Annotated in this window: 8 protein-coding genes and 1 pseudogene; 7 read left to right on the top strand and 2 right to left on the bottom strand. The window is 70.7% G+C overall.

Annotated features, from left to right (window positions below; translation table 11 throughout):
- Window positions 1-6 precede the first annotated feature (6 nt).
- Entirely contained in the window at window positions 7-1,305 is a 1,299-nt protein-coding gene (locus tag IPI43_04510) for an acyl-CoA dehydrogenase family protein (GenBank protein ID MBK7773388.1), read from the bottom strand.
- Between the two features lie 313 nt (window positions 1,306-1,618).
- Here IPI43_04510 and IPI43_04505 point away from each other — a divergent pair, with 313 nt between their 5' ends.
- Genes IPI43_04505 through IPI43_04495 form a run of 3 tightly spaced genes read left to right on the top strand, consistent with a single transcriptional unit; the run spans window position 1,619 to window position 8,006 of the window.
- On the top strand, window positions 1,619-4,066 hold the full coding sequence (locus IPI43_04505; protein MBK7773387.1) for a neutral/alkaline non-lysosomal ceramidase N-terminal domain-containing protein: 2,448 nt from the start codon (window positions 1,619-1,621) through the stop codon (window positions 4,064-4,066).
- Window positions 4,067-4,092: 26 nt separating this feature from the next.
- Window positions 4,093-5,940: a hypothetical protein gene (locus IPI43_04500; protein ID MBK7773386.1), complete on the top strand. Its 1,848-nt coding sequence runs from the start codon at window positions 4,093-4,095 to the stop codon at window positions 5,938-5,940.
- A gap of 20 nt (window positions 5,941-5,960) precedes the next feature.
- Entirely contained in the window at window positions 5,961-8,006 is a 2,046-nt protein-coding gene (locus IPI43_04495) for a hypothetical protein (protein MBK7773385.1), read from the top strand.
- A 6-nt stretch (window positions 8,007-8,012) separates the two neighbouring features.
- Here the strand turns inward: IPI43_04495 and IPI43_04490 are convergent, their stop codons facing one another.
- The gene (locus IPI43_04490; GenBank protein ID MBK7773384.1) at window positions 8,013-8,609 is read right to left on the bottom strand and encodes a hypothetical protein; all 597 of its coding nucleotides are present in this window, start codon (window positions 8,607-8,609) and stop codon (window positions 8,013-8,015) included.
- Between the two features lie 74 nt (window positions 8,610-8,683).
- Here IPI43_04490 and IPI43_04485 point away from each other — a divergent pair.
- From IPI43_04485 to IPI43_04470, 4 genes and pseudogenes are all read left to right on the top strand, one after another.
- Window positions 8,684-9,043, top strand: a pseudogene (locus IPI43_04485) (ATP-binding cassette domain-containing protein).
- A gap of 247 nt (window positions 9,044-9,290) precedes the next feature.
- Window positions 9,291-10,028, top strand: a complete 738-nt coding sequence (locus IPI43_04480) for an ATP-binding cassette domain-containing protein (GenBank protein ID MBK7773383.1) — start codon at window positions 9,291-9,293, stop codon at window positions 10,026-10,028.
- Window positions 10,029-10,217: 189 nt separating this feature from the next.
- On the top strand, window positions 10,218-12,854 hold the full coding sequence (locus IPI43_04475; protein MBK7773382.1) for a TonB-dependent receptor: 2,637 nt from the start codon (window positions 10,218-10,220) through the stop codon (window positions 12,852-12,854).
- On the top strand, window positions 12,854-13,849 hold the full coding sequence (locus IPI43_04470) for a hypothetical protein (GenBank protein MBK7773381.1): 996 nt from the start codon (window positions 12,854-12,856) through the stop codon (window positions 13,847-13,849). The genes IPI43_04475 and IPI43_04470 overlap by 1 nt, the downstream gene beginning before the upstream one ends.
- Window positions 13,850-13,872: the final 23 nt, after the last annotated feature.

The following is a 13,872-nucleotide window of genomic DNA, read 5'->3' as shown; positions in this document are numbered from 1 at the left end:
GCTCCTTCACGCGCTGAGCGCGCCCTCCAAGACAGCCACGGCGCGCAGGTGCCGGTACCAGCGCTCCACGGGGTGGTCCTTGATGTAGCCGTGCCCGCCGAGCAGCTGCACCCCGTCGGTGCCCACCTTCATGGCCTTCTCGGAGCACAGCAGCTTCGCCAGGTAGGTCTGCTCGGCGAAGTCGAGCCCCGCCGCCGCGCGGCTCGCGGCGCGCCACGTGAGCAGGCGCATGCTCTCGATTTCGATGGCCATGTCGGCCACCATGAACGCCACGGACTGACGGTGGCTGATGGGCTCCCCGAAGGCCTCACGGTCGTTCACGTACTCCTTCACGTAGTCGAACACGGCCTGCGCCTGCCCCACGCCCAGGGCACACAGCGCGATGCGGCCGAGGTCCAGCACGCGCGCGTGGTCGTAGCTGTCGTTGCCCAGCAGCGCCGAGCCCTCCACGCTCACCTCGTGCAGCGAGAGGGTGCCCAGGTCCGCCGCGCGCAGGCCCATGCTGGGGGCCGCTTCACAGGTCACGCCGTCGGCGCTGCGGTCCACGCGGAACAGGCGCACCGTGTCGTCCAACTTCGCCGATACCAGGAAGAAGCGCGCCGTACTGATGAGCGGCACGCTGCCCTTCTGACCCTTGAGCACGTAGCCGCTGCCCTTCTTGCGAGCGCGGGTGAGCGGCAGCGCCGGGTTGGCCATGACCGCGTTCTCCATGAGGGCGAGCGCGGCGGGCGTGAACGTGTCCGCGTTGAACGGCGGCAGCCAGGCCGCGCGCTGATCGTCGGTGCCCTGGTCCACGATGGTGTTCACCACGCCCACGGGGGCCAGCAGCGCCAGCGCGAGTCCCATGTCGCCGCGCCCCAGCGCCTCCGCCACCAGCGTGGTGGTCATGGGGCTGCGGTCGCCACCGCCACCCAGCGCCTCGGGGATGGCGGAGTTGCCGAGGCCGAGGTCCGCCCCCACCGCCAGCACGTCTTCGGGCGGGGCACAGGCCTCGTCGGCCTCCTGCGCCATGGGCAGCAGCAGGTCGTTCGAGACCCGCTTCAACATGTCGAGGATCATCTGCTGATCTTCGGTGGGGTTCAGGTCGAACGGCTGCTGCGGCGCCCGCGGCTTGGGCGCCGGCCCGCGCTTCTTGACCGCGTCCATGAGCTTGCCCGCGGCCATGATGCCGTTGCGCGCGCCCGCCTGCACCAGCCGCTGAGCGGGCTCTCGCAGGCCGCGCTCTTCCACCCAGTCGGACGTCGCCACGCGCGTCAGCGCGCGGAGGCTGGTGTCCATGGCCTGTCGGATCACTTTGTCGCGCATGCTTCGGTCCTCGCTCCTGAATAAAGTTCAGTGGACCGCTAGCTTCCTTGGGGACGGGGTGGGCGTCAACCCTGCGCGGGGACACGGGCCGGGACGCCGTGTCAGCCAACTAACATTCTGTTGGCAGAAGAAATCACGAATCGCGCTAGGTTCACAGATACCTTGATTGCTATGGAGTGGTTCCCCCATGCTCCATCGCACCCCGTTTCATGCCGTCTTCGCGTCCATATCGTTGCTCCTGTTGCTGTCGTGCGACCAACCCACGCCGGTCGATCCGAACGCCGTGACACTCGATGCCTGCACGTTTCGACCCATGACACCGACGGCGAACGAAGGCGGTCAGGTGCAAGCGGGCCTGTTGACGGCCGGGGCGGCGGAGCAGGTGCTGGATGTGCCGGTGGGCACGGCGCTGGGTGCCTACACGCGCGTTGGCTTCCGGGTGGGCCAGACCGACGAGCGCGAGGTGCCGTTCGCGGGGGCCTTCGCCCCGTCGGTGGGCATCGAGGCCGCGCCGCGCGTCAAGGCCCTGGCGCTGACCGCGGGCGGCGAGACCGTGCTGATCGTGAAGGTGGACGTGGGTCTCATGGTCGAAGAGCTGCTCTTCGACCTGGAGGAGCGACTGGGCCGCGACTTCGCGGGCAAGGTGATCCTCGCGGCCTCGCACTCGCACTCGGCGTGGGGCCAGCAGAGCGGCCACTCGGGCCTCGAGATCGGCAACGCGCCCTTCCGCCGAGAGGTGTACGACGCCTTCCTGAGCGTGCTCGAGGCGACCGCGCGGGAGGCGCTCGACGCGCAGCGACCGGCCCAGCTGGGCGTGTTCGTGGACCGTGCGTTCGACCCCACCGACGCGCTGTCGCGGGACCGTCGCTCGGAGAACGACGAGCTGATGGGTGGCCCGCGCAAAGACGACACGCTGGTGATGATCCGCGTGGACGGCGCCGACGGAAACCCCATCGCGGTGCTGCCCATCTATGGTGTGCACGGCACCCTGAACGACTCGGACAACCACCTGGCCTCCACGGACGTGACCGGTGGACTCGAGCGTGTGTTGCAGGAGCAGTTCGACGACCCGGTGGTGGTGATGCACCTCCAGGGCGCGGCTGGCGACGTGTCGCCGCGGGGATACGGAAGCCTCGACTGCGGCCTGTCGCCCGGTCTGCCCGACGACGCGTGCCACGAGTGGCTCGCCGAGGAGGGCTACGGGCGCGTGGCGGCGCCTGTCATGATGGCCGCCTGGGAGCGAGCCGGTGATGCGCTCGTGTCGGAGCTGGAGCTCGAGATGGTGACGCGCTCCATCGCGCTCGGGCCGGACGCCGAGACGTTCACCATCCGCGATGGCGCGCTGCGCTATGCGCCCTTCGACGTGACACGCGTGGCCGACGGATACGTGTACGACGACGACGGATCCGTGCTGTCGCCCATCGACGAGTTCAACGCGCCGGTGGGCGCGGCGCTGTGTGAGACCGGCCTTCCCCTGGTGCGTGCGGGCGCCATGCCGGGCACGACTGGGCTCGCGCCCTACGGCTCGTGCCTGCGCGTGGACGTCGCCGCGCGCTTCATCGGCGCCGGCTTCGGCATCGACTTCGAGACCGACGCGACGCACCCCGTGTGCGAGTCGACCCGCACCGTGGTCTCGGCGCTGCGTCTCGGCGAGTACGTGCTGGGGACGCTACCGGGAGAGCCCACGGTCATGATCGCGGACCTGGTCCGAGAGCAGTCGCCGGTCGCGCCGGATCACACGATCGTGGTGGGGTACGCGCAGGGTCACACCGGCTACTTGCTGCGGCCCGAGGACTGGCTGCGCGGCGGCTTCGAACCCACGGTGGGCTTCTGGGGCCCGCTCGAGGGCGAGTACCTCGCCGAGCAGCTGGCTGCGCTCTGGCCGCTGGTGATGTCGCCCGAGCGTGAGGACGCCACCCGCGGCGCCGCGCCACGCGTGGTGCAGGCCATGCCGAGCGAGACGTTCCCGGCCGACGTCGCGCCCCCCATGGCGGGAACCATCCCTCCCGTGGTGCCCGCCAACGTGTGGCTGCGCAGCGGTCCTGCGACGAGCGCGCAGCCCAACGCCGAGGTGCCCCGCGTCAGTGGCCTGGCGCGCTTCGTATGGCGGGGCGACGACCCACTGCACCACACCCCCCGCGTGACGCTCGAGCGCGAGGTGTCGGCCGGGGTCTTCGCGCCGGCGCTGCGTCGCTCAGGGCGACCCGTGAGCGACAGCGAGGTGGTGGTCACCTACACGCCCATGCCTCTGGTGCGCGTCCCCGGCGAAGCACAGACGCACTACTGGGCGGTGGAGTGGCAGCCCGTCCCGTGGCTGGGCGCGCGCGACGACGTTGGCGCCTCGCTGGACACGCTGGACACGCGAGCGGCGCTGCCGCTGGGCCGCTATCGCTTCCACGTGGAGGGTGCCGCGTTCGACATCGTGAGCGACCCCTTCGAGGTGGTGCCGGCCACGCTGGACCTCCGCGCCACGCGCGACATGGATACGGGTCGCGTGACGCTCACCGTCGCGCTGAACGCGCCGCAGGGCTACCGCTTGATGGACCTCGAGTTGCCCTCCAATCGGCCGGTACCGCTGCGCAACGCTGCGCTGCGTGTGGTGCTCACGCACGCGCCATCGCCCGACACGGTGCTCACGCTGACCACGGACGCGCTGGGACAGGTGACGTTCGACGCGCCCGGCGCACCCATCCTGGCAGTGCAGGTGACGGACGCCTACGACAACCACGGCTCACGCGTGGGCCCCCCCGGTCCGCCATGAGCCGAGTGAGACACGAGAGAGCCCGCATGAGAGACCACGCTGCAAGATCCCTGGCGCTCGCCACGTTGCTGACCGCCTGCGGCTCCGGAGACGGCGCACCGTACGTGCCGCCCGACCCGCTCACGTGCGCCGTGGACCTCCACGAGCCGGGCACGCTGCACGCGTTCCCCACCCGCGACCAGCTGGTGGAAGACCCGCTCATGGCCACGGGCTACCGCTTTGGCCTCACGCTCGAGGGCTACCCCGAGGCCGAGAACTTCCGTGCGTTCCGCTCGGTGGCCAGCAGCGACCTCGAGGACGTGGACGGCGCGAGCGTGAACGCCAGCATGCACACCGAGTGGTCGTTGCCCTTCACCAGCGTGCAGGCGTTCACGGGCGCGCCCGACCCCGCGGCGCCCGTGGGCATCGTGGTGTTGGCAGGCGACGAGCCGGGCGACCCCACGCTGTGGCCCGTGGACGTGCAGCAGCCCACCGACGGTGTGCTGCGCACATTGCCGCTCACCCCGCTTCCCGAGCAGCGCTGGGTGGCCCACTTCGTGCGGCTGGACGCGGCCCCGTGTGTGGCGCGCAGCGCGTCCATGCACGCGCGCCTGACTCGCCCCGATGAACACGACGCGGCGGCCATCGCGGCGCTGCAGCAGCTCGGCGTCATCGAGAGCGCAGACGAGCTGGCCGCGCTGCACACCCTCCCCACGCAGTCCATCACCACCGACGCCGAGGTCATCGCGGCCGACATCCGCGCGCTGTCCGTGAGCGAGCTGACCCCCGGCACGCCCACCTGCACCACCGAGGGCGCGCTGCGGCACTGCATCGCCAGCGCCTCCCTGTGGGACTACCGCGACGCCGACGGCGTGGTGCGCGCGCCCTATGAAGGCACCGCGCGCTGGGACGTGCCCGTGCACACCTGGCTGCCGGCCGACGCCACACCGGGGGAGCGTCTGCCCACCGTCCTGTTCGCGCACGGCATCGGCGGCGGCGCCGTGGGGCACGGCGAGCGGCTGGCGGCCTTTATCCCCGAGCACCGCTTCGTGATGGTGGCCACCAGCGCGCTGGGTCACGAGGACCACCCCACCTCCACCGGCAACGACGAGATCGCCGCGGTGCTGGGCTTCTTGGGCTTCGAAGACGGCGCGGTGAGCGCGCGGCGCGTGCGCGACAACTTTCGCCAGACCAACTTCGACCGCCTGCAGGTGATGCGCTGGCTGGCCAGCGGCCCCGACGTGGACGGCGACGGCGAGCCCGACGTGGACCCCGCGCGCCTCACCTACATCGGCGTCTCGCTGGGCGGCATCATGGGGCCGCAGCTGCTGGCGCAGTCGGACGCCTTCAGCGCGGCTGTGCTGGTGGTGCCGGGCGGCCGGCTGTCCGACGTGGTGATCAACGGCGAGAGCATCATTCAGAGCGCGCTCGGCATCTTCTTGCCGGGGCAGGGCCGTGACCCGCGCCTCGGCCTGCTGGTGGCCGAGATGTTCCAGACCGCGATGGACCGCGGCGACGGCGCCAGCTGGGCGCCGCGCGTGCTGGGCGAGCGGCTGCGCGGAGACGTGCCGAGCCTGGTGCTGGGCATGGTGGTGCGCGACAACGTGGTGCCCAACTCGTCGCAGTTCGCGCTGATCCGCGCGCTGGACATCCCCATGGTGGGCGACGTGCTGCGGCCCGACCTGGGCATCTCCTCCGTGAGCAGCATGAGCGGCCCGCTGGTGGCCGGCGCCGTGCAGGTGGAGTGGATGCAGGACGGCGCGGGCGCCGAGGCCGCCACGCACGCCGACATCGCCGACAACCCCACGGGCGCAGACGCCTGGTTCGGCTTCCTCGACTCCGCGTGGGACGGCCCGCCGGTGAGCATCGTCGAGCCCGTGCGGCTCACCCCATGAGCGCAGGAACCGTGAAATCCATGACCATGCCGAACGTGACCCCGAAGCCCCTCTTCACGACCCTGCTGTGCTCCGCCGTGATGTTGACGGGCTGCAACGACGCCCACGTGAACGTGACGGTGGACGCCGGTCCAGACGACATGGGGACCATCCCCGTGGTGGACGGCTGCGAGAACGTGGACCCGCTGCACTGCCTCCTCCCGTGGCCCTCGAGCCAGTTCCTCACGGAAGACCCCGAGACCGCCACGGGCTTCCGCGTGGACCTGCCCGACGATCAGATGCCCAGCGACCGGCGCGGCAACCGCATCACGCGCACGGAGACGTGGGAGCGCTTCGACGGCTTCAGCCCGAGCACGTCCATCATGGCCGGCTTCGCGGGCAAGCTGGACGACGCCAACCTGTCCGACGAGCTGCACATCGCGGACACGCTGCTGCCCGCCTCGCAGACGCTGCTGCTGGACGTCACCACCGGCGAGCTGGTGGCGCACTTCGCCGAGATCGACAAGTGGGACGCCCAGGACCGCGACACCACCACGTTCTACATGCGCCCCGCCACGCGCCTGCGGGAAGACCACCGTTACATCGTGGCCATTCGCACGGGGCTGCGCCTGATGGACGGCACCACGGTGCTGCCCAGCGAATACTTCCGCGTGTTGCGGGATCAGGAGCCCACCAGCGTGCCGGAAGTGGAGGCGCGGCGCGCCAGCATGGAGGACATCTTCACGCGGCTGAACACGGCGGGCGTGCCGCGCGGCGAGCTCTTGCTGGCGTGGGAGTTCCACACGGCGAGCGGCGACTCCCTGCGCGGGGACCTGCTGCGCATGTGGGCCGACGCCAAGGCGCGCTGGACGGCAGGCACCGACGACCTCGGCGAGTGCACGGTCACGGGCGTGGAGAACGACGTCAACGACACGCTCTACCGGCGCGTGCGGGGCACGTTCACGGTGCCGCTCTACATGGACACGGCCGAGGCGGGCTCGCGCGCCACGCGGGACGCGAGCGGGCAGGTGATGTTCAACGGCACCACGCAGGCGCCCTTCGAGGTGGCCATCCCGCCGAGCGTGCGCGACCGGGTGATGGCGGGCAGCGGCCCGGCGCGCGGAATCATGCACGGGCATGGCCTCCTGGGCGCCGGCGACCAGACCAGCAGCGGCGGCGTGCGCGTGCTGTTGGAGCGCAGCGCCATGGTGGGCTTCGGCACCGACTACTGGGGCCTGAGCGAGGGCGACCTGACCTTCCTGCTGAGCGGCGTGCTCACCGACTTCGGCGACTTCGACGCCATGGGAGAGCGCTTGATGCAGGGCACCATCAACTCACTGGTGCTCATGAAGGCGTTCGCACCCGGGGGGCCCTGCGCCGACCTGGCCGAGCTGCAGATCGACGTAGCGGGCGACCTGCGACCGACGCTCGATGCCGACCCGCGCTACTACTACGGCATCAGCCAGGGCGGCATCATGGGCGGCACGCTCGCGGCGCTGTCCGACAGCATCGACGCGTACGTGCTGCAGGTGGGCGCCGTGAACTACGCCACGCTGGTGCGCCGCAGCCTCGACTTCGTGCGCTACGACGTGCTGATGGGCTTCTCCTACCGCCGCAAGCTGGACCGCGACTGGCTGGTGGTGTCGTCGCAGCCCGTGTGGTCGCTGGCAGAGCCCACCGAGTACGTGAGCCACATCCTGCGTGACGCGCTGCCCGGCGTGGACATCACCAACCGGCGCGTGCTGTTCCAGGTGTCGCGCTACGACACCGAGGTGTCCAACGCGGCGTCGGACATGGCCGCGCGGGACATGGGCCTCGGCGCGCTCGACTCGAGCGCCTACCTGCCGTGGAGCGTGCCCGTGATCACGGAGAACAGCGTTCCGAGCGCCTTCGTGAGCTTCTGGCTGGACGACGTGCTGCCGCTGCCGCTCGGGAGCGTGCAACTGAACAGCGACAACAGCGCCCACGGCGACCTGCGCTACCAGACGCCAGTGCTCGACCAGATCGAGCAGTTCGCGCGGCCGGGCGGCACCGTGGTGGACACGTGCCCGGCCAACAGCTGTTTGTTGGACAACGAGCGGCGCTAGGGGTGGCTAGGCCCTCGGTGGTTGCTCGAGGAGGGTGCAGAGCCGGGTGAGGCGTGCCTCGCTTTCGGCCAGTCGGACGTCCTGCGTCTGGTTCACCTTGATGACGTTCTGCGCCATGGCGAAGCGGACTTGTTCCTCCATGGGCGCACCAGCGGCAGGCTGCGGAACCAACGCTGCGGCGCTACTGGCAGCGAGCCGCGCGCGCTCCGCGACCACGGCCGCGAGGCGCTCCTGGTAGAGGCGCAGCGCGGTGGGGCGGGAGAGGCCCGCCAGCTCTTCGAGGCTCAGCTCGGCCTGGGTGCGCTCTAGCTCGGCCGCTCGGACGCGGCCCTCGAGCGCTTGCTTGGTGGCCTCCAGCAGGTCCTCGGCCCTCGCGGCGTGTGCCGCTGCGACCTCCCGCTGCGAGCGGAGCTGCGCGTCGAGGCTGGCTTGGCTGTGGGTCGCGATGGAGCGATGGGCCGCGAGCTGCTGTTGCAGCACGTCCACCTCGTCACGCAGCGCGCGCACCGTCTCGGTCTCGCGCAGCGGCTCCCCGCTGGCCAGCTGCCGCTCCAACCCCTCGATGCGCGCGTGAGCGGCCTCCAGCTCGTCTCGGTAGCTCATGAGACGAGGTTGTATCAAGGAACGCGCTCGGCCGCAGCGGTTGACGCTCGGGCCTGGGCTCGCACACTCGCGCCATGCTCCCTGGCTTGTACCTGGTGACCGGGCCCAACGGCAGCGGCAAATCCCACGAGGCGCGGCGCTTGGCGGAGATCACTCCTGGCGCACGGCTGCTGTCCGCCGAGACACAGCAGGCGTTCTATGAGCGCGAGCTGGCCGAGGACGAGAGCAACTTCCGCGGCGGTGCGGACCTGGGCCGGACGGTGCGGCAGCTGCTGGGTGACGCAGGAGTCGCGCATCCGTTGTGCCGTGCGTTCCGCTTGGATGGGCTGCTCGCGCGTGGCTATCGGCAGCTGTCCACGGGGGAGTCGCGCAAGGTGCTGCTGCTGCGGGCGCTGCTGGAGCAGCCCAGCCTGCTGGTGTTCGACGAGCCGTTCGAGGGGCTGGACCACGCCGCCTGTGGCGAGCTGCGCCACGCGCTCGAGCACCTGGCGGAGAGGATGCCCGTGGTGGTAGCCGGCACGTTCTCGCCCACGCACCCCGACACGGCGCGCCTCTTGCCCTTGCACCTGCTCCGCGAGGTCACGCTGCTCGGTGCCCACGGGGGCACGGTGTCCTGCAGCGACGCGGACGCATGGCTGGCCCACGCGGCGGAAGCGACCACCGCCCGACCCGCGCCCGCCCGTGGACGACGGCCCGTGGCACGAGACCGACCCGCGCTCTTCACCCGGCACACCGCTGATCACCTTGTGGAACGGACGCATCGCGTATGGCGAGCAGGTGGTCTTCGACGGGCTGAACCTCACCGTGCGCGCCGGCGAGCACACGTTGATCGAGGGTCCCAACGGATCCGGCAAGTCCAGCCTGCTGGAGCTGTTCACGGGCGACCACCCGCAGGCCTATGCCAACGACCTCACGCTGTTCGGGCGCCGCCGCGGCACCGGCGAGAGCGTCTGGGACATCAAGCGCAGCGTGGGCCTGGTGAGCGGCCGACTGCACCGCGACTACCGCGTCAGCGCCAGTGTGGAGACCGTGCTGATGAGCGGCCTGTTCGACAGCATCGGCCTCTACGAGACCCCGGGGCCTCGCGCGCGCACTCGGGCCCGCCGCTGGCTCGCCTGGCTGGGCCTCGGGCTGCACCCGGACGACGCCTTCCGCGAGCTGTCGTTCGGCGCGCAGCGGCTGGTGCTGGTGGCGCGCGCCGCCATCAAGGTGCCGCCCCTGGTGGTGCTGGACGAGCCCACGGCGGGGCTCGACGCCGACAACCGTGCCCACGTCTTGGCGTTGGTGGGCTCGCTGTGTACGCAGACGGCGAGCACCGTGCTTTTCGTGACGCACCGCCCCGACGAGCGCGAGTGGTGGCAGCGGCAGGTGGGCGGGCCGGTCCTGACCCTCGGCAGCCTGGGTCCGCCGTCCTCGTGAACGTTGTCGTTGTCGTTGTCGTTGTCGTTGTCGTTGTCGGCGACGGCGACGAAGATCCGCTCCCGTCGCCGTCGCCGTCGCCGACAACGCCCACGCCCACGCCCACGCCCACGCCCACGCCCACGGGTCCCCACGCATCCGTCACATCTGGCGACTTGTCGGCAGACCAGCAGCGTTTATCCTGCGCGGGTGCTGACCCACCGCTCCCACGCGCTCGCCTGCTTGGTCGCCACGACGGGGTGCCTCGCCGTCGCGCTGATCGCGCCCTCCGTGTCGCTCGCGCAGCCTGCGCCCGCCGACGCCCCCACCGCGCCCGCGCCCGTGGTCACGCCGCCGCGCGTGCTGCGCTTCGTGGATGCCGAGCTGCCGCCCGGTGCCCTCGAGGGGCTCACGGCACCGGCGGTGCTCATCGAGCTCATCGTGGGGGTGGACGGCACCGTCAGCGAGGCCCGCGTGGTGGAGGGGCTGAGCGAGACGCTAGACGCCGCCGCGCTCGCCGCCATGCAGCGCTTCGTGTTCGAGCCGGCGCGCCGGAACCTCGAGCCCATGGCCGCGCGCATCCGCTATGCGTACCCGTTCACGGCGCCAGCCGTGGGTGGCGAGGGGCCTGAAGCGCCGCCGCTGGGCAGCATGACGGGCGTCATCCGCACGCACGAAGACGCCCCCGTGGCCAGCGCGCAGGTCATGATCGTGAGCACGGACGAGGCCGTGGTGCGGCGCGCCAGCACCGACGCGGAGGGGCGCTTCGCCTTCGAGGAGCTGCAGCCGGGCCTCTACGACGTGCGCGTGACGCTCAGCGAGGGCGAACCGCTGGCGTACCAGGAGAGCGTGGTGGAGAACGAATCCACCGACCTGGTGTACCGCCTGCCGGCGCCCGCTGCCCCGGTGGAAGACGAAGAGGAAGAGGTCTTTGGCGCCGTGGCCGTGGTGGACGCCCCGCCGCGCGAGATCACGCGCCGCACCATCCGCGGCGAGCAGCTGCGCATCATCCCGGGCACGGGTGGCGACGCCCTGCGCGCCGTGGAGATCCTGCCCGGCGTGGCGCGCCCCCCCTTCGGCTCTGGCGCGCTCATCGTGCGTGGTTCGGCCCCGGGCGACAGCGAGGTGTTCTTCGAGGGCGTCTCGGTGCCGCTCCTCTATCACTTCGGCGGCCTCAAGAGCGTCGTCAACTCACGCCTGCTGGAGAGCATCGACTTCTACCCGGGCAACTTCTCGTCGCGCTACGGGCGCCGCACGGGCGGCATCCTCGAGGTGAGCCTGCGCGACCCGGCCACCGACGGATTCCATGGCGTGCTCGAGGCCAGCGCCATCGACATCTCCATCATCGCCGAGGGCCCCATCACCGAGAACTTCGCCATCGCGGTGGCGGCGCGGCGCAGCCTCATCGACCTGGTGTTCGAGTCCATCGTCCCCGAGGACATCGGCGTCACGGCCGCGCCCGTGTACTACGACTACCAGCTCTTCGCGACGTGGCGCCCCAACTCGCGTGACCGCCTGCGCCTGCTGTTCTACGGCTCGAGCGACCGCTTCGCGCTGAACATCGAGGACTCGTTCGGTGACGACCCGGCCGCGCGCGGCAACGCCAGCCTGACCAGCCGCTTCTTCAACCAGCAGTTCATCTGGGACCGCCAGGTGGACGCCGACACCGAGCAAGAGCTGGCCGTCACGTTCGGCCCCATCCAGGCGCGCTTCAGCCTGGGGTCGCTCGGCTTCGACGGCAGGTTCCGGCAGATCTACTCGCGCTACGAGCGCCGCATGCAGATCAGCGAACACGTGCGCCTGCTGGTGGGCACCGACCTGTTCATCACGCCCGTGAAGCTGACCTACAATGGCCCGCAGCTGGGGCAGACCGAGGGCGGCGGCTCGGACGCGGGCCCGCTCGCCGGGCGCGACACGGTCAACGTGGCGCTCGACACCGTGGTGGTGCGCCCGGGCTTCTACCTCGAGACCAACGTCGACGCGGGCCCCATGCGCGTGGTGCTGGGAACCCGCGTGGACTACTTCGGCGAGATCAACCAGTGGGTCTTCAACCCACGCCTCTCGGTCATGGGCGCCGTCACGGAGACGCTGCGCCTGAAGGCCGCCGCCGGCCTCTACAGCCAGCCGCCCGAGTTCAACGAGTCCAACGACGTCATCGGCAACGAGGACCTCGAGCCCATCCACTCGGCGCACTTCGGTGCCGGCGTGGACTGGGACTTCCACCCCGGCATGACCATGGGCGTGGAGGGCTTCTACAAGCCGCTGTGGAACCGCGTGGTGGCCATCCAGGGCGGCGTCGAGCCGTACTTCGAGAACGGCGGCCGCGGGCGCATCTACGGCATGGAGCTGAGCGCGCGCATCAACCCGGACCACGGCACCTACGTGGGGTACCTGAGCTACACGCTCTCGCGCAGCGAGCGCCTGGACCAGCCGAGCGACCCGGACGACGAGTGGCGCCTGTTCGACTTCGACCAGACCCACATCCTCACGCTGTCTTTCACCTACAACTTGCCGCGCAACTGGAGCCTGGGTGGCACGGTGCGCATCGTGAGCGGCAACCCCAGCACGCCCATCATCGGCTCGGTCTACGACGCCATGAACGACGTGTACGTGCCCATCGACGGCCGCACCAACTCGCAGCGCAACCCGCTGTTCCACCGCCTGGACGTGCGCCTCGAGAAGAAGTGGATCTGGACCAGCTTCACCCTCGCGTTCTTCATCGACATCCAGAACGCCTACAACCAGGCCAACCAAGAGGGCCTCATCTACAACTTCGACTACAGCCAGTCCACGCCCATCAACGGCCTGCCGATCATCCCGGCGCTCGGCATTCGGGGGGAGCTCTGATGCTGACCAACGCCACCATGAACCGGGCCCTCACCACGCTCGTCGGCTGTCTCCTGTTGTTGGGCTGCGGTGAGACGCTGGACCCGGCATCGCTGCTGAACAAGACGCGGCCTCTCGGCGTGCGCCTCAACGTGGAAGGTGACCCCGCCCGCACCCGCCCCGAGCCGGGCGAGACGCTGAACCTCACGCTGCTCATGGGGCACGCCGCCGAGGAGCTGCCCGTCAGCTTCTTCGCGGTGTTCTGCGTGCCGGCCGAGTCCACCATCGGCGTGCCCTTCTGCGAGACCGATGACGAAGGCGAGCCGCTCCTGGTGGGGGGCATCCGCAGCGGCAACGACGTGGCCGGCGACCCCACCTTCCAGCTGGACATCCCCAGCGACGAAGAGCTGGACGCGCTGGGCGTGACCGACTCGCTGCTGATGATGGGCGCCGTGTGTCAGGGGCGCCTGGCCTCGCTCACGGGCCTCGGCAACCTCTTCGAGAGCGAGAGCGTGAACCCGTGCAGCAGCGAGGACGACGACGGCGCCATCCTGTCCACCACGCTGACGCTGCTGCGTGGTGACGTGCAGGTGAACGCCAACCCGGGCATCGCGGGGCTCACGCTCGAGGGCGAGGACTGGGACAGCGTGCCCGCCCCCACCGACACGGCCACCGGCTGCATGGGCATGGGCCTGCCCGAGGCGCGCCAGGGTGGCGAGCCGCTGGTCATCGTGCTGACCCCCGCCGGCAACGCGCGCGAGAGCTATGACGCGCTGGTGGACGACGAGCTCATGAACGTGCGCGAGTCCCTGCAGGTGACGGGCCTCGCCACCGCAGGCGAGATGCAGCGCACGTTCACGTTCATCGACGAAGCGGACGACGTGGCCGACGTGGAGTGGCTGCCACCCCTCGAGGGCACCCCGGCCGACGGCACCCGCGTGCGCTTCGAGTTCGCCGTGCGCGACGGCCGTGGCGGGCTCGACCGGGTGCGCCGGCAGGTGTGCGTGCTGCCGTGAGGTGAGCCCGCAGGCGCCGCTCC

Source organism: Sandaracinaceae bacterium (assembly GCA_016706685.1).
Lineage (GTDB): Bacteria > Myxococcota_A > Polyangia > Polyangiales > Houyiibacteriaceae > JADJJE01.
Note: the sequence above shows the minus strand (reverse complement) of the source record. Positions and strands in the feature narration are given on the sequence as shown.